This is a genomic window from Enterococcus sp. DIV0008 (genome assembly GCF_050542615.1).
Taxonomy (GTDB): domain Bacteria; phylum Bacillota; class Bacilli; order Lactobacillales; family Enterococcaceae; genus Enterococcus_D; species Enterococcus_D innesii.
Genome location: NZ_CP172937.1, coordinates 1,061,473 through 1,077,884, shown reverse-complemented (window position 1 = coordinate 1,077,884; position 16,412 = coordinate 1,061,473). Strand labels below are relative to the sequence as shown.

The window sequence follows — 16,412 nt, the reverse complement described above, 5'->3', positions numbered from 1 at the left end:
GCCTTCTTTCTTCATTCCTTCATCGTTTCTTATTCTACAGTTTTCGTGCACCATCATCAATACTTGCTTGATAAATGTCGGTTGCGTAGCCGATTTCTGCTAAATAGGTTGCTTTGACGGACGCTTCAAAATCAGCCCATTCACTTGCTTTGACCAATGCGATCCCGCAGCCGCCAAAGCCCGCACCAGTCATCCGCGCACCTAAAACAGCAGGATGCGCTTGAGCAGCTGCGACTAATGTATCTAGTTCACGCCCTGTCACTTCATAATCATCTCGCAATGAAGCATGCGAAGCATTTAACAACTGGCCGAATTCTTCAAGATCACCAGCAGTCAAAGCGGCTTTTGCTTTTAATGTCCGTTGGTTTTCCGTCACTGCATGTTTCGCCCGTTTGATCAAGAGTGGATCATCGATCAATGCTGTATTTGCAAAAAAGGTTGCTTCGTCCAATGCGCCCAATGAATCAATGGCTAATGATTTTTGCAAACGAGCTAATGCTTCTTCACATTCTGCACGTCGTTCATTGTATTTAGAATCAGCCAATTCGCGGCGCTTATTGGTATTCATGATCGCTACGACATAATCGCCAAATGCCGCTGGTACGACTTCATAATTTAGAGTGTTCGTATCTAAAAGCAATGCATGGTCTTTTTGACCCATTCCGATCGCAAATTGATCCATGATCCCTGAGTTAACGCCAATAAACTCATTTTCGACTTTTTTGCCGATTTTAACTAAGTCCAAGGTCGTCAGGGTTAAATCAAAGAGATCTTTTAGACAAACCCCCGTCAGCAATTCAATCGATGCAGAGGAAGAAAGACCTGCGCCATTGGGAATGTTGCCATAAAAAGCGATGTCAAAGCCACGATCGATCCCTTGCCCCGCTTCTTTTAGGAAACGAACGACCCCTTTTGGATAGTTTGTCCAATCATCTTCTTTTCGGTAATCCAGCTCATCTAACGAAAAGGAAATTACGCCTTTTTCTGGAAAGTTTTCTGAATAGAGTTGGATCAACTGGTCTTCACGTTTTCGTGCTACTGCATACGTCCCTAATGTGATTGCTGCCGGGAAAACATAACCGCCATTGTAATCCGTGTGTTCACCGATCAAGTTGATTCTCCCTGGTGCAAAATACACGCCTGTGCCTGCTGTTCCAAATTTATCAATAAAGATCTGTTGCAATTGCTCCATTTTTCTCACTCCTACTTTCTTTTTAGTAAACTTATTGTAAAATATTTACTAAATCATTTCAAGCGTTTTCAATCCCAAAAGTGATTTTTTTTGATATTTTTTCCGTTTTCATTCATAATGAACCTATAACTAAAGGCGAGGTGTTTAATGATGAAACGATTTCTTTCAGGATTTTTAGTAGGAACAGTCGCAACGGTTGCTGCAGCTGCAAGTGTTGTTATGACGGTCAAGAAACAAGTGATTGATCCAATTGATGAACAACAAGCGGATCATGATGAAAAACGGAAACGTGCGATGCGTAAAAGCGTTGCCCGTTAATCATTTGCTACAAAAGAGCCGTCAGCCTTCAATAGGCTGGCGGCTCTTTTAGGTATCATTCTTCCTTCTCCAGTAAGTCCTGCAAAATCACGGCTTGATTTTGTTCTTCATTTTTCGCTCCGTATAGTAAGGTCACGGTCTCTTGTTCAGCAACCAACGTTTTTAACTGTGCCAAGGCATCTTTGGCTGGCGTTTTCTCTAATTCTTGTAGATAGCGGTCTTTAAACGCATCAAAACGTTCAGGATCATGCCCAAACCATTTGCGCAATTCAGTACTTGGTGCGACTGCTTTGAGCCATAGATCGATCTGAGCTGTCTCCTTTTTCATTCCTCTAGGCCAGATGCGATCCACCAACACCCGATAGCCATCTGTCGTTTCCGCCGCTTCATAAATTCTTTTTCGCTTGATCAACGCACACTCTCCTTATTGATAGACCTAAGTTCAAATAAAGGCAAAAGCCCACAATGTAACTTGAACAATGGCTTACTTGAAACACTCCGTTTGGTGTTTCGTCGCTCATTCAAATTTGCTTGTGTTCTTTTGCCTTGAGTTCTCTGTTTTATAAACTATTTTTCTTTTTCGTCTTGCCGCTCCAGCCTTCATACCCTTCTTTTAGGATATAGACGTTGGTAAAGCCTTCTTTGCGTAATTTATTTGCTGCCCGAATGCTCAACGATTTACGCGTGTCATATAAGTAGATCGGTTGATCTTTACGAAATGCGCTGAAGGAATTCGTCAAAACAGTAAAGGGAATATTACGCGCCCCTAAAATATGTCCACTGTCAAACTCATTTTTTTCCCGAACATCGATCACTTGGGCTTTCTTCATTCCTGCTTTGAATTCATCTTCTGAGATGATCGTTGCTGAACGGCGTCCCATGATTTGAAAATACGCCCAGTTCAAAGCGATTGCTAAGATAATTAATGCCAAAACCAAGTTTAGCCACATAATTGGTGTCATTTCTTCTATTCCTCTCTGTTGTAACAATCATTCTTTTTTTGATGTATGCTGCTTGAATGTATCATTGCCTAGCAGCTTGTCATCTATGCTTTTGCTGCAAATTGCAAAGCTAATGATGCTGCCCCGATCACACCGGCGTCATTCCCAAGTTCTGCCAATTTGATTTCGGTACTTTCCGTTACCTGTGGGAAGGTAAACTGAGCAAAGTAGGCAGCAACCCGTTCACGTAAAAATTCACCGGCTGCTGATACGCCTCCACCTAAAACGATACTTGATGGATTTAATGTGTTTCCTAGGTTTCCGCATGCCAACCCAAGGTAGAAGCACACTTTATCAACGACCATCAAGCCAAATGGATCGTTTGCTTGAGCTGCTTCAAAAATATCTTTACTTGAAACATCTTCCCCATTGTCCAGCTGTTGTTTCAATGCCGAGTCGCCAGCATATTCTTCTGCTAGCTGTCGAGCAACTCGCACAACACCCGTCGCACTAGAAACTGTTTCTAAACAACCACGTTTGCCGCAAGTACATTCAAATCCTTCAGGATCAACAGTGATATGACCGATTTCTCCGGCACAACCCGCAACCCCATGAAGCAATTGCCCTTCCATGATGATACCGCCGCCAACACCTGTACCTAGTGTGATAAAGATGACATCAGGATTGTTATCCCCTGCCCCTTTCCAACGCTCACCTAAAGCTGCTACATTGGCATCGTTATCGATGGCAAACGGGATTTTTGTGCCTTTTTCAATCAGTTCTTTGACTGGCTGAAGTGTTTTCCAGTTCAGATTGTAGGCACCGATGACGGTTCCTTTGTCACGGTCGACACTCCCTGGTGTCCCCATACCAATACCAATAAATGCTTCCGGCTGTAAGCCATATAATTCTAGGCGATGATTGATCGATGCCACGATTTCTGGCACGATATGTGAGCCTTCATCAAGAATATTGGTGTCAATACTCCATTTTTGCTGAATCTCGCCTTCGCTCGTTAAAATAGCGAATTTCACAGTTGTTCCGCCTAAATCAATTCCGATGATTTTTTTGTCCATCACTTGTTTTCCTCCCGGCTTTCTTCAATTCGATGCTCCCGTGTAAGAATTCGCCGGGCAGTCAGATATATATCCCGATCTATCAAGCGACTGTCATAAAAGTTCTTCAGCTCGATTTGCATCAGTTCTATATCGTAGATCCGCTTGCCGACATATACGTAAACACCAAATTGTTTCAGTAATTGTTGTACGTCATATAACGTTTCCATTTAACCACTTCCTGCTTATTATACAAGTAATTAATATTTTTTAAAACCATATATCACAAAAATAGCCAATAAGAAAACAAAGAGTACGCCAGAGAGGATTCTGGTGTGGATCGAATATTTTCCGTAGTTCTTTGGCAATGCCAAAAGATTACCTAACAATAACCCGCCGAGGATCCCCCCAATGTGTCCCCACATATCGATCGTTTGATCAAACACCCCAAAAACTAGGTTCAATCCAACGAATAAGGCAAATTGTCGTACCATTGCTTGGATGCGGTAATCATTTCTAAAATGCCAACCTAAGATCAAAAATGCCCCAAAAAGTCCAAATAAAGAAGTACTAGCGCCTGCTGATTGAACCCCTATTTGGTTGAATGCGAAACTCATGGTATTGCCCATGATGCCGCTTAGTAAATACAAGGCAAAAAAGCGGCTATGACCATAGATGGCTTCTACTTGCTGCCCCATATAATAGAGAATCACAGAGTTGATCGCAAAATGTGCCAACCCGAAATGTAGAAAGATTGGGGTAACGAAACGCCAATATTCATTTAAATAGACGACAAACGGACCAAACATCACCCCGCCTGATTGAATAGAGGGACTAAAATAACCTAAGATAAACACAATTGTTTGGATAGCTAAAAATAGGTACGTGAAGACCGGCTGATTCAGCCATCTTTTCATTTGAGAATTCATTGACGTGCTCCTTTACGTGCGAATAAGCGAATCCGTATAGATTTTATCGATTGGGATGTCGAATACATCTGGTGTCCATTGATCGTTGAATTGTTCTCCGAAAACCAAAGAAACGGTCTTGCCATCAAAAGCTGATAAGAAACGATCATAATAGCCACCGCCAAAGCCGATGCGATAGCCTGTTTTCGAAAACGCCAAACCCGGAACAATCAGCAAATCCAAGTGATGGGCTTCTTGCTCACTGATCGGCTCTTCAACCCCAAATGCCGACGTTTCATAACGCGTTGCCGGCTCCACATGATAAAACTGCAATTTTTTTTGTTGTGCTTTCGGCACTGCGATTCGTTTGTTTTGTTCAAATCCTTTAGCAAAAATAGCCGCTGTATCAAATTCAAATGGCAACGAACGGATCACACCTACTGACTCAGCCCTTTGCCAAATCTGAGAAGAAAACAGCAACTGCAAAATCACCGTTTCTTTCTGCTGCTTTTGCTTGATCGGCATTTTTTTTAATGTTTGGATCATGTGCTCTCTAATGACTGGTTTTTCCATTGGATCACTCCTCTCAGAAATAGTACCAAAAACTGTGTCCAAATAGCAAACTAGAATCGCAGATTTCTTGGCATGATCATGACTTTTTGCTTATCGCCCCTTGCGTCGGATCAGTAAGTAGACGAAGTACGGTGCCCCTACGATAGAAATGATGATACCAGCTGGGATCTCACCGCTTGTCAATAGTAAACGGCCGATCGTATCACTGACTAAGACTAGCAGACTGCCGATCATTCCGGCTAAGAAAAAGGCACTGCGAGATTCTCTGCCGATGAGCCCCTTGGCGATATGAGGCGCTAATAAGCCAACAAAGGCTAAATTACCGGTATAGCCAACCGTACTGGCAGCCAAACCAACCGCGATCACTAAAAACCACGTCCGCAAACGGGTCAAAGAAACCCCTAAGCTAATTGCCTGCTCCTCGCCAAAGCCAAGTAAATTAAGCCTTGGTACGGTCCAGAACGCTGCGGCAGACAATACGATGACCCAAGGAAGCAGACTGGTGATTTGCTGCCAAGAAGTTCCCCAAATCGAACCTGAAAGCCATGCTGCTACAAAGCGATAGCGATCTTTTGATAATTCCACCGTAAAAAGTAAGGTAGCCGCCGCCAACCCTGCATTGACAGCGATTCCCGCCAGCAGCACTCGCTCCATCGACAACAATTGGTGGTGCTTATAGGCAATCAAATAGACCAGTAATGCAGCTAATAAACCACCGATGATCCCAACAAAAGGCAAGAGCTGCGATCCTTGGGTATAAAACCCTAAGTAGATCATTACAAAGAGACCCGCGCCATTGTTGATTCCCACGATACTTGCATCAGCCAGCTCATTTCTCGTCACCCCTTGCAAGACAAACCCAGAAAAACCAAAGGCACCGCCGGCGATCAATGCCAGACAAGCCCGTGGCAGTCGAAACTCAGTAAACGTCAGTACTTGACTTGAAGACGCCGTTCCTTGAAAGATTGCGCCTAATGTTTGAAAGGATAAGATTGTTTTTCCTACCATGACACTTCCTAAAAAAGCGGCCATCACCAGTAGAAAAAAAACAAAGAGTGTTTTTTTCATCAGTCTTCCCTCCGTATCTTGACCAATAGAAAAGGCACACCGATCAACGCCATCAGTATCCCAAATGGCGTCTCAAAAGGGGGATTGATCAAGCGACCTGCCAGATCAGCGGCCATCACTAGAGTCCCGCCTCCGATGATCGTCAAAGGCAAAATCAGTTGATAGTTTTTACCCACCATTCCTCGCACGACATGAGGAACCATTAAGCCGACAAAACTGACCGGTCCAACAAGCGAAACCGCCATTCCCGCCAAAACTACGACTAACAGTAAGGCAGATGCCCGAATCAGATGCGGATGCTTCCCTAATGAAATAACGGTGTCATCTCCTAGCGCTAACAGATTGAGGGCTTTTCCTAGACGTAGCACAAAAACGATGGCTATCAGATAGATGGGTCCCACAAAACGCAGTTGTTGCCAAGTCACATTCGCCGCACCACCGATAAACCAAAAGGCTAGCTCTTGGTTTAAATCAAATTGCAATGACAGAGTTTGACTAATGGCTGAGAAAAAAGAACTTAATGCCACACCAGCCAAAATCAGTCCCGTGGGCGACATGCCTAGTTTGGCGTATCTGGTCAGTAAAAAAAGCAGCCCAGTTGCCGCAAACGCACCAAAAAAGGAAAACAGCGCCGCTTGACTCGGTTGCACACTAGGAAAGAGGATAAATGCGATCGCTAGTCCCAAGGCAGCCCCACTATTGACACCTAAAAGACCACCGTCTGCCAAGGGATTTCTCGTAATCCCCTGCATGATGGCTCCTGTAACAGCAAAACAGCTTCCTACTAGAAAAGCAGCCAAAACACGCGGCAACCGAATATTGCGCAAGACTTGATGCAGCTGATTCTCATAATCAAAAGCAAAGACAGCATCCCCAATCGTTTCAAAAGAAAGGTTGGCCGCTCCTTGAGTGATCGCTAAAAAGAAACAGATAATAAAGCAGCCGCTAAAAAGCAGCAGCAACCAAGGAAATTTTTTCATGCTTGGGCTCCTAACTCATAGGTCAAGACCAACGGCTTTGTACTATTAGGAAAGGTACCTAACACGGCATCGATTTCAAACAAACGTTGCAGCCATTCTTTGGTCAGCACTGTTTCCGGTGTACCGGAAACCAACAGCTCTCCACCTTTTAATGCGTAAATATAATCAGAAAAACGTGACGCATGATTCAGGTCATGAATCGACATAATGATCGTTTTTCCGTAGGTTTTATTGATTTGCTGTAATAAGAGCAAAATTTCTAATTGATGCGCAGGATCTAAAAAAGTCGTTGGTTCATCTAAAATCACGATATCCGTATCTTGCGCCAGTGCCATGGCGATCCAAACGCGCTGTTTTTGTCCCCCTGACAGCGTGCTGATCGTTTCATCTGCTAGTGCCGTCAAACCCGTTGCCTGCAAGGACCAGTCGATCGCCGCAAGATCTTGTTCCGATAGACTATTCAGTCCTTTTTGATAGGGAAAACGACCGTAAGAAACGATTTCGCGAATCGTCAAGCCAATCGATGAGTCGCTAACTTGAGAAAGCAGCGCAATCTTTTTAGCCACTTCTTTGGTTTTAATGTTCTGTAGGTTTTGGGCATCTAATAGGACCTCACCAGACAAAGGCTGTAAAATTCGGGCGAGTGCCTTTAAAAATGTCGATTTTCCACTGCCATTCGGACCAATCAACCCGATGATTTTTCCTTCTGGTATCTCGATTGTTAGATTTTGCACAATTTTTTGTTTTTGATAGCCGACACTTAAGTCAACTGTTCGTAATTTCGCCATATTCGTCCCCAAAATAATTGATTGATAATGCTTATCAATTATGAATGTAATCCTGCTATTCGTCAATAGTTCTAAAAAAAGGAAATAAAAAAATATGATTGACAAACGAGGGATTCTTCGTGATAATAGCTATCAGTAAATGAGAACTATTCTCAATTAAAGCAATAAGTGCTCAACATGTAACAAAGGAGGAAGTGTTTTTATGAAACAATGGTCAAAAAGAAGTACTTGGCTTACCCTACTAGCTGCCTGCTCCCTTACCCTACTGGGTGCTTGCGGCACGAATAATGACTCAACGGATAGCAGTGGATCAGCCACTACTTCTTCAGAAATAGCAACAACCTTTACCGATGCGACGGGAAATGAAGTCACTGTTCCCGAAAACCCACAACGGGTGATCGGTAGTTATTTGGAAGATTATTTGGTTGCTTTAGGGGTAACACCGGTTGCTCAATGGACCGTCGGCAATGACAGTGATCAAGCATACTTGCAAGACAAACTAGCAGATGTGCCAAGAATCAATTATGATCTGCCCTATGAAGATGTCTTGAGCTTTGAACCAGACCTGCTACTGATGGACAGCAGTTCCATGGTGGAAGGTGACAAATATGAACAATACAGCAAGATCGCGCCAACTTATGTGGTCACAAATGGCGAAGACGTGACCTGGCGTGAACGCTTGACAGATATCGCAAGGGTCTTACACAAAGAAGAGCAAGCTGCCCAAGTAGAAGCCGATTATGATGATTTAGTCGCTGCTACCAAAGAAGCTTATGCTGATCAAATCAAAGGCAAGTCGATCGCTGTTTTATGGGTGGTCAATAATTCCGTCTTTATGGTTTCAGAAACAAAATCAAGTGGTCAACTGCTGTATCACGAACTCGGTTTTGAAGTTCCCACACTGGTTTCAGAAATCAGTGAAAGTGCCACTGCTGACTGGTCTGCCGTCTCTCTGGAAAAATTGGCAGAATTGGATGCCGATTACTTGATTTTAGTCAATAGTGATAAAGGCGCTGATTTTTTCAGCGAACAAGTCTGGCAAAATCTTGATGCAGTCAAGAACAATCATTTATGGGAATTCGGTCCTGAATCAAGCTGGCTCTACAATGGTCCGATCGCCTATACCAAAATGATCGAAGATATCCAGAGCAAATTGGACTAATGGGTTTCAAGAAATTCGTCAAGTAAAACTACTTAACAAATTTCAGGAAAAAGCTAGCATTCCCTCACGAAACATGCTATTATATTTTAGTCTGAGAGATTTCTTAGAGGATTCTTGTATCGTTAGGGGGGAAAATCATGCGCGTAAACATCACATTAGAGTGCACTTCTTGTAAAGAACGCAACTACTTATCAAACAAAAACAAACGTAACAATCCTGATCGTTTGGAAAAGAAAAAATATTGCCCACGTGAAAGAAAAGTTACTTTACACCGCGAAACAAAATAATACTATTTAAGAAGTTCGCAAACGCTGATAACCAAGGCGTTTGCGAACTTCTTTTTTTTTCAGACATTTTGCAATGATAGCTGCTGTATTTTTATTTCCCTCTTTACACAACCACTCCCCTATTTTCACTTATTTGCTTTGAACTTTTGAGCCAACTTTTTCTTTGAAGCGACGTATAAATAAATTTTAATGTATAATGTAAAAAAGAATCTAATGTTCAACAAAGGCGGCACATAGAACATGAACCAGCTTTTTCTTCTAGCTGTCCTTTCAATATACTTTGAGTACCAGCCGCCCCTTTCATGCTATACTGCCTATAGGAGGTGAACCCATGCTTGGCAATTTTGTGTATCTACCTAGTAACTATCGTCTGTTTTATGGCGCTTTTCTTTTTGCTCTTATTGGAAATATGCTTTTCATTTTTATCAAACACCCTGCTTGGACCTTTAGCCTACCGACGGTGATTGTCCTCTTCTTAATAAATGTCTTCTTTTGGACCAAATACAAGAAGAAACTTATTCCTTGCGCAACAGATGCACTGTTTTATGTTCTGCTCTTCCTCTTGGTATTTCACAATCACTAACACAATGCTTATTTTGATACTGATTGTTTCTCTTTCCCCTATTTCGTCATAACAAAGGAGTGTTGATGCGATGGAGATTTCCCATATCACGTTGATCGTACAGAATTTAGCAAAGACGACAACGATGCTGGAAACATTGTTTGAAGCAGAGGAAATTTATGATAGCCGAGACCAGTCTCATTCTTACTTCCCAGAAAAATTCTTTTTAATCGATGGCTTATGGCTTGCTGTTATGGAGGATGCCTCCCAGAAGCTGCCGAAAACGTATAACCATATTGCCTTTAAAATCGATCAAGCTCAAATCGATTCCTTGATTACGCGCATCCAAGGACTAGGATTGAAGATCGAAAAAGATCGTTCCCGCATCAAAGGCGAAGGTGCTTCTATTTATTTTTACGACGATGACAACCATTTGTTTGAACTGCATACTGGTACGTTGGCTGAACGATTGCACCATTACCGTCTGACAGAAATTAAGTAATCTTCATTGCTCGCAACTGCATGGACTGTTATGTAAAGAATTCCCACATGAAAGGAAGAAAAAAATGAAACTAGATATGGTCGGTATTATCACAAAGAACATGGAACAGGCACTGGCTTTTTATCAAGTACTTGGCTTTACGCCATTAGGTCAGCACTCAGAAGATTATATGGAATTAGCAAATGATGGTGTTCGCATCTCCTTGAATAGCCGCAAAATGGTTGCCGGGATCTACGGACATCCACCAATGACTGTGGGTGATACGATTGAATTAGCCTTTTTATGTGATTCCCCTGAAGAAGTTGATGCCCTTCATGCAAAAGTCGTAGCTGCCGGGTATCAGTCTTTCAAAGAACCCTGGTCTGCCTTTTGGGGGCAACGCTATGCCATCGTCAAAGATATAGACGGCAATCTCTTAAGTTTGTTTGCAACGCTACCTGCCGAAAATTGATCCATAAAGCGACAGTCGATCCAATGGATCGGCTGTTTTTTTAATCATTCGGCGGGTAAAAAGACAAAATCCCGTTTTAATGTCCAATCGAATTCTGACAATCTGAATTGAATGTATTTCTTATAAACCAACGTTTCTCCTCAATTAGAAACGAAAATAATATCTCTATAAAAAAACAAATCCACTCATCCGCTCCTGTTCGCTTGACAAAAAAGAACAAACGTTCGTATAATCTCGGTAAGGAGTGATAAAAATGGGTGGTTTTAATTATGCGCTCGAGCCAAAACGCGATATCTTATTTATCGATGTCAAAAGTTTTTATGCTTCTGTCGAATGCATCTCGCGCGGATTAGACCCTATCCAAGCGATGCTGGTCGTCATGTCTCATTCTGACAATACTGGAAATGGCTTAATCTTAGCGGCTTCCCCTAAGGCAAAATCGGCATTAGGAATCTCAAACGTGACTCGCAATGACAATCTGCCGACGCATCCCGATTTATACAAAGCATCGCCACGTATGAGTTTTTATATCAAAGAAAATACCAAAGTCAATAATGTCTTTCGCAAATATGTTGGACAAGACGACTTACTGATCTATTCAATTGACGAAACGATGATGGATCTGACCCGTACACTGGATCTTTTCATTCCCGATAAAACCATTTCTCGCGAAGAAAAACGATGGCTGATTGCCCAGCAAATTCAAAAAGACATTTACGAAACAACGAAATTGTATGTCACCATCGGTATTGGCGACAACCCTTTGTTAGCAAAATTGGCTTTGGATAACGAATCAAAACACAACCGTTCCTTGATTGCCGAATGGACCTACGAAGATGTACCGACAAAAGTTTGGCAGATCGCCCCTATGACGGAGTTTTGGGGAATCGGTCGACGCACAGAAAAACGACTTCACTTGATGGGGATTGAAACGATCGAACAATTGGCTCATGCCAGTCCTGATCTTTTGCGCAGCCGCATGGGGATCATTGGTGAGCAGCTCTACCATCACGCTCACGGCATTGATCGCACGATTTTAGCTGAACCGACACCGCAGGTCATGGAAAAAAGTTATGGCAACAGTCAGGTCCTACATCGCAATTATTACTTGCAAGAAGAAATTGAGATCGTCATCAAGGAAATGGCGGAGCAAGTTGCCGCCCGAATTCGCCGCCATCATTGTCAGACCGCTTGTATCAATGTTTACATCGGCGTAGCCTTTGGGGAAACTGCCTCTGGTTTTTCCCGGCAAATGAAGATCCCACCAACCGACAATACCCGCAAACTTGTTGCTCATTGTCTGTTTCTCTTTCGAAAATTTTATACCGGGCAAGTCGTTCGCCACATTGGCGTTACCTATTCAAAATTGGTTTATACAGAAAATGTTCAGTTGGATCTTTTTGAGCAAGCAGAAACGCAGTTGCGCCAACGTAAATTAGATTTGATCATCGATAAGATTCGTGAAAAATACGGCTTCACTTCGATCGTTCACGCCACAAGCCGGATGGAAGGCGCTCGTGCCATTGCCCGTAGCAAATTAGTTGGTGGTCATGCTGGTGGTCTAGATGGGATCGCCAACATAGGACCTGTCCATCAGCAAACGGAGAAAGAATCGATAGCTAATGGTTCGCAAACGACAGTTACATAAATTTGTTTCTTTCTTTTGTGATCACAATTCTTAAGATAACATTAACAAATGGTCTATTTTTTAAAGATTTATGTAATTTCGATTCATTCATCTCCCCCTTTGTTCCTTTCTAAGGTACTTTAATAGCAAGGAGTGTGAGCAGATGAAAATTGACAAAATCGAATACAAACGAGTCATCAATGGTGCAGGACACCTTGAGTACGATTTGCTGCAATATGTAGAAAAGAATCGGGCGACTGCTGCACAAAACCTGAAACAGTCTGAGATCGATTACCTTCTGGAAAAAGACATTCAGCATCGGATCATTCAACATGCTCGTAAAAGTTTTTTTGGCGATACGATCGTTTTAAAAGATGAATATGCCGAAGATTATCTTTTATTAAAAAAGTATACGGATATGTTCCAAGAATCATTCTAAAAAAACGCAGAACCAGCTGGTTCTGCGTTTTTCTTATTCTTCGAAATGTTCTTGATAAACGTCATCAACCGTTTGATTTGGGTCGATCACGATATACAGACTCTTCGTTTTTTCACTGATTTTTGTTGATTGGTATACATTATCCAAGCCTTCCGTATCTTTGTCCTTGTATGGGAAATACACAAGATCCGGTGTACCGTTACGGTAAAGAATTTCCATACGTTCAATATCTTCATATTTCAACGCACGAGCAAACATCCCTAATTCAAGTCCGCCTAAGTTGATGTCATGTGTTGCCACATGATCGCCTTCTTGGAAGATTTCAATTTTGAACCCAGCACATGGATGAATCTCAACAAATTCACTTCCGTGGATACGGCCAAAACTGGTCGTGATTTGTTTGATCCACAAGTCACCGATGTAACGGCGCTCGATCGTCCATGTTTCTCCATTACGGAAATAAAATTTTAAAGCTTTCATTTCTCTAGCCATGACAAAACGCTCCTTTTTATTAATAATACATTTTAATTCTAACACATAGTCGCTACTGGGACACAAATTAACTTTGGTTTTCGTTGACTTTTTTCATAAACCGAGAGATTTCCACCGCCGCTCGTTGATGAGTCCCTTTGGCAATGAGTTGTTGAGACCCATCGGTCACCTGATAATCAAACTGGAATCCTTGTTCTTTTTCCCATTGGACAAAAACAGTGATTGTTGCTCCGACTGGGGAAGGTTTTAAATGATCGATCGAAAACTTTGTACCCACGGTAGTAAACCCTTTATCTAAAGTAGGCTCAAGTGCTTCCCAACAGGTGTTTTCCACCATTGCTACCAGTCGAGGGGTTGCTAAAACTGCCAAGCCCCCAGAACCCATAACAGCCGCAGTGTCTTGAAGGTCAACGAGAAAGTCTTTTTTACTTTCCATTCTTCAGTTATCCCTCCTTCGCTAAATATGCTTGGGCAAATGCCAACAGTGCTTCTTTCTCATTAGGAACTTTCCGTGTGATGACTGCAGCTTCGGCAGCAGCCAAGACTTCTTTGAGCCACGGCCCAGAAGAACGATCAACTGTCTGCAGCAAATCGCGTCCATTGATCGCCAGCTCCTTCAAAGAATGGATCGGTAGTTGCTGATACCGCTGACTGATTTTTGCTGGATCATTGGGCAGCTTGTCATAACGCAATAATACCTCGGCTAAATAGGTCGCTTCGAGACCGAACTGATACAACAGCAGATCGTTCCATTCGCCGTTTCGACGCATTAGCAGTGCTTGATAAGCCGTGTGTACTTGGCGGATGCAGTCATTGGAACATTTCCAAGCTTTTAAAAAGCTGCGGACTGCCTCTGGAGCTAAACCGATTTGGTCAATGAGCAAAACCCAAGCAGCCGTTTCGGTTTCTAAAGGAATCGCGGGCAAGTCTGCCATCCGCAACAACGCTTCGCCATATTCCCGTAAGCCTGGGCAATAGATATAGCATTCGGTTTCTACTAGCGCCCGTAGTGCTTGGTTCCGATGATTGCCTAACAGCAATTTGACGAATTCAATCATGATCCGTTCAACAGAGATTTTTCCTAACAAGGCATGATTCGCATGGATAGCAGCCAACGTTTCTGTTTCTAAAACAAAGCCCAATTGGCTGACAAAACGTAGCCCCCGCATCATTCGCAGCGCATCCTCATGAAACCGTTCCTGTGGGTGACCCACTGCTCGTAAAATTTGATTTTCGATATCTGCAAGTCCATCGAAAAGATCAATGATGACCCCATCTTCTTGAAGTGCCAATGCATTGATGGTAAAATCCCGCCGCTTTAGATCTTCTTTCAAGGAACGGACAAAATCGACTTTGTCAGGTCTACGATAATCCTGATAGGCGGCTTCGGTTCGAAACGTGGTGATCTCATATTGCGCCTGCTCCCACAAGACCAGCACCGTCCCATGCTCGATACCAATGTCAATGGTTCGAGGAAAAAGCGCCTTGATCTCGGCTGGAAATGCACTGGTAGCAATATCGACATCATGGATCGGCTGGCCTAAGATCGTATCCCGCACGCTGCCGCCAACGAAGTAGGCTTCATAGCCTGCGGCTTCGATTTTTTTTAGGAGTGGTGCAGCTTCTGCAAATTCTTTTGGTAGTTTAGTCAGCTTCATGTACTTTCCCATCTTTTCTTTCAAAACGATACGCATCCCGCTGATTGAATTTTGCCATATTTTCCTCAAACACTTCAGTCAGGTCGATGTCTAGTGAATTAGCCATGATCATCGTCACAAAGAGTACATCACCGAGTTCTTCTGCCACGGTCTTTTCAACTTCATTGCTTTTTTTATTTTTTTCCCCGTAATAGTGATTCACTTCTCGCGCCAATTCGCCAACTTCTTCGGTCAAACGAGCCATTTGGGCGAGGGGGCTGAAATAGCCAGTTTTAAATTGTTGAATATAGGCATCGACTTCTTCTTGCATCGATGCCAAAGAACGTTTTTCTGTCATCTTCTTCACCCTTTCTCGTTTATCTTACCAAAAGAATGGCTGCCTGCCTAGATAGAGCCCCCTCAGGATTTGTTGTACATTCAATGATTTCGTGCTACATTGATACTTGTGGAAGTTGAATAACGGAGGAAACAGGATGCGGGCATTTTTTTCATGGCGAACGATTCGCGACATTGTTTTGATTATTTTCGGTACGAGTATTTATGGCTTCGGTCTAGTCTATCTAAATATCCCAAATGATTTAGCAGAAGGCGGTGTGACAGGGATTACCTTGATCCTGCGAGCCTTATGGGGCATCAATCCTGCCATTAGTACGTTGATCTTAAATATTCCGATCATTTTGATCGGTGGCAAAATTCTTGGTCGACGCTCATTAGTGTATACGATTTTAGGAACCTTTGGTTTGTCTTTTTGGTTGGCCTTTTGGCAGAGTGTTCCCCTGTTGATCGATCTACAGCACGATCTACTGATCGTCGCACTCTTAGCCGGTTTGATTGCAGGAATCGGTAGTGGGATCGTCTACAAAGTTGGTGGAACAACAGGTGGCGTCGATGTATTGGCACGTATTTTAGAGAAAAACTTTGGGGTGACGATCGGGCGGTCGCTTTTGATCTTTGATGTGTTCGTCCTGTTGCTTTCTTTGACCTATATAGATTTGAACCGCATGATGTATACGTTGATTTTTTCTTATGTCTTCACGCGTGTGATCGATTCGATCCTAGACGGCGGCTATTCAGCGAAAGGGATCTTAGTGATCAGCAATCACAGCGAAGAGATGGCTCCTGTTTTAATGGATGAATTAGAACGCGGTGTCACGTTTTTACAGGGCGAAGGGGCTTACTCAAGAGTATCGAAACAAATCATATATATGGTGGTCAGTGGACGGGAGATTTCTGAAGTCAAGCGCATCGTTCATGACTTTGATCCGCAAGCGTTTGTTTCGGTCATCAATGTCCATGAAGTCGAAGGCGAAGGCTTTACCTATTTAAGGCCTAAGTCGCGGTTCTTACAGCGCAAAACCGCTGTTTCTAAAACAAAATAATGACATAAAAAAAGCAGCCCCGATTAAAGG

At 42.9% G+C, this 16,412-nt stretch carries 22 protein-coding genes; 8 read left to right on the top strand and 14 right to left on the bottom strand.

Features of this window, described 5'->3' with window-relative positions; genetic code table 11:
• Positions 1–34: 34 nt before the first annotated feature.
• Positions 35–1,192, bottom strand: coding sequence for a galactokinase (locus tag IGI84_RS05130; protein ID WP_269924325.1), 1,158 nt, complete (start codon positions 1,190–1,192; stop codon positions 35–37).
• A gap of 150 nt (positions 1,193–1,342) precedes the next feature.
• On the opposite strand from IGI84_RS05130, the gene IGI84_RS05125 reads away from it, so the two are divergent.
• Positions 1,343–1,510: a DUF3042 family protein gene (locus IGI84_RS05125; protein ID WP_017144401.1), complete on the top strand. Its 168-nt coding sequence runs from the start codon at positions 1,343–1,345 to the stop codon at positions 1,508–1,510.
• 55 nt (positions 1,511–1,565) lie between these two features.
• On the opposite strand, the gene IGI84_RS05120 is transcribed toward IGI84_RS05125, so the two are convergent.
• From IGI84_RS05120 to IGI84_RS05080, 9 genes are all read right to left on the bottom strand, one after another.
• Positions 1,566–1,922, bottom strand: coding sequence for a DUF488 domain-containing protein (locus IGI84_RS05120; RefSeq protein ID WP_077452625.1), 357 nt, complete (start codon positions 1,920–1,922; stop codon positions 1,566–1,568).
• Between the two features lie 148 nt (positions 1,923–2,070).
• Positions 2,071–2,472 (bottom strand): rhodanese-like domain-containing protein, encoded by a 402-nt coding sequence (locus IGI84_RS05115; protein WP_016613157.1) that lies wholly within the window; start codon positions 2,470–2,472, stop codon positions 2,071–2,073.
• Positions 2,473–2,555: 83 nt separating this feature from the next.
• A complete protein-coding gene (locus tag IGI84_RS05110; protein ID WP_005229395.1) occupies positions 2,556–3,527 on the bottom strand; it encodes an ROK family glucokinase in 972 nt (323 codons plus the stop codon).
• Positions 3,527–3,736 (bottom strand): YqgQ family protein, encoded by a 210-nt coding sequence (locus tag IGI84_RS05105; RefSeq protein WP_077452626.1) that lies wholly within the window; start codon positions 3,734–3,736, stop codon positions 3,527–3,529. The genes IGI84_RS05110 and IGI84_RS05105 overlap by 1 nt, the downstream gene beginning before the upstream one ends.
• Positions 3,737–3,766: 30 nt before the next feature.
• On the bottom strand, positions 3,767–4,435 hold the full coding sequence (locus IGI84_RS05100) for a rhomboid family intramembrane serine protease (protein ID WP_005229393.1): 669 nt from the start codon (positions 4,433–4,435) through the stop codon (positions 3,767–3,769).
• Between the two features lie 12 nt (positions 4,436–4,447).
• Positions 4,448–4,987, bottom strand: coding sequence for a 5-formyltetrahydrofolate cyclo-ligase (locus tag IGI84_RS05095; RefSeq protein WP_077452627.1), 540 nt, complete (start codon positions 4,985–4,987; stop codon positions 4,448–4,450).
• A gap of 90 nt (positions 4,988–5,077) precedes the next feature.
• Entirely contained in the window at positions 5,078–6,055 is a 978-nt protein-coding gene (locus IGI84_RS05090; protein WP_086292846.1) for a FecCD family ABC transporter permease, read from the bottom strand.
• A complete protein-coding gene (locus IGI84_RS05085) occupies positions 6,055–7,035 on the bottom strand; it encodes a FecCD family ABC transporter permease (protein ID WP_194195304.1) in 981 nt (326 codons plus the stop codon). The genes IGI84_RS05090 and IGI84_RS05085 overlap by 1 nt, the downstream gene beginning before the upstream one ends.
• Positions 7,032–7,823 carry an ABC transporter ATP-binding protein gene (locus IGI84_RS05080; protein WP_077452630.1) on the bottom strand — a complete coding sequence of 264 codons (792 nt, stop codon included), beginning with the start codon at positions 7,821–7,823 and terminating at the stop codon, positions 7,032–7,034. Before IGI84_RS05080 ends, IGI84_RS05085 begins: the two co-directional genes overlap by 4 nt.
• Positions 7,824–8,025: 202 nt before the next feature.
• On the opposite strand from IGI84_RS05080, the gene IGI84_RS05075 reads away from it, so the two are divergent.
• From IGI84_RS05075 to IGI84_RS05050, 6 genes are all read left to right on the top strand, one after another.
• A complete protein-coding gene (locus IGI84_RS05075; protein ID WP_077452631.1) occupies positions 8,026–8,985 on the top strand; it encodes an ABC transporter substrate-binding protein in 960 nt (319 codons plus the stop codon).
• Between the two features lie 137 nt (positions 8,986–9,122).
• The gene (rpmG, locus tag IGI84_RS05070; RefSeq protein ID WP_005229384.1) at positions 9,123–9,272 is read left to right on the top strand and encodes a 50S ribosomal protein L33; all 150 of its coding nucleotides are present in this window, start codon (positions 9,123–9,125) and stop codon (positions 9,270–9,272) included.
• 653 nt (positions 9,273–9,925) lie between these two features.
• The gene (gene fosX / locus IGI84_RS05065; RefSeq protein ID WP_144771972.1) at positions 9,926–10,336 is read left to right on the top strand and encodes a FosX/FosE/FosI family fosfomycin resistance hydrolase; all 411 of its coding nucleotides are present in this window, start codon (positions 9,926–9,928) and stop codon (positions 10,334–10,336) included.
• Between the two features lie 64 nt (positions 10,337–10,400).
• Positions 10,401–10,787, top strand: coding sequence for a VOC family protein (locus IGI84_RS05060; protein WP_077452634.1), 387 nt, complete (start codon positions 10,401–10,403; stop codon positions 10,785–10,787).
• Between the two features lie 253 nt (positions 10,788–11,040).
• Positions 11,041–12,435, top strand: coding sequence for a Y-family DNA polymerase (locus tag IGI84_RS05055; RefSeq protein WP_430600865.1), 1,395 nt, complete (start codon positions 11,041–11,043; stop codon positions 12,433–12,435).
• A 142-nt stretch (positions 12,436–12,577) separates the two neighbouring features.
• Positions 12,578–12,853, top strand: a complete 276-nt coding sequence (locus tag IGI84_RS05050) for a hypothetical protein (RefSeq protein WP_074933093.1) — start codon at positions 12,578–12,580, stop codon at positions 12,851–12,853.
• 33 nt (positions 12,854–12,886) lie between these two features.
• On the opposite strand, the gene IGI84_RS05045 is transcribed toward IGI84_RS05050, so the two are convergent.
• The 4 genes from IGI84_RS05045 to IGI84_RS05030 all read right to left on the bottom strand — a co-directional run bounded on the left by IGI84_RS05045 (position 12,887) and on the right by IGI84_RS05030 (position 15,340).
• Positions 12,887–13,345, bottom strand: coding sequence for a hypothetical protein (locus tag IGI84_RS05045; RefSeq protein ID WP_008381061.1), 459 nt, complete (start codon positions 13,343–13,345; stop codon positions 12,887–12,889).
• Positions 13,346–13,412: 67 nt separating this feature from the next.
• Entirely contained in the window at positions 13,413–13,781 is a 369-nt protein-coding gene (locus IGI84_RS05040) for a thioesterase family protein (RefSeq protein ID WP_077452636.1), read from the bottom strand.
• 7 nt (positions 13,782–13,788) lie between these two features.
• On the bottom strand, positions 13,789–15,003 hold the full coding sequence (locus tag IGI84_RS05035; protein ID WP_430600863.1) for a CCA tRNA nucleotidyltransferase: 1,215 nt from the start codon (positions 15,001–15,003) through the stop codon (positions 13,789–13,791).
• Positions 14,990–15,340, bottom strand: coding sequence for a nucleotide pyrophosphohydrolase (locus tag IGI84_RS05030; RefSeq protein WP_430600862.1), 351 nt, complete (start codon positions 15,338–15,340; stop codon positions 14,990–14,992). The genes IGI84_RS05035 and IGI84_RS05030 overlap by 14 nt, the downstream gene beginning before the upstream one ends.
• Before the next feature lie 136 nt (positions 15,341–15,476).
• Here IGI84_RS05030 and IGI84_RS05025 point away from each other — a divergent pair, with 136 nt between their 5' ends.
• Complete coding sequence (locus IGI84_RS05025; protein WP_010749295.1) at positions 15,477–16,382, top strand: YitT family protein; 906 nt, start codon at positions 15,477–15,479, stop codon at positions 16,380–16,382.
• The last annotated feature ends 30 nt before the right edge of the window (positions 16,383–16,412 follow it).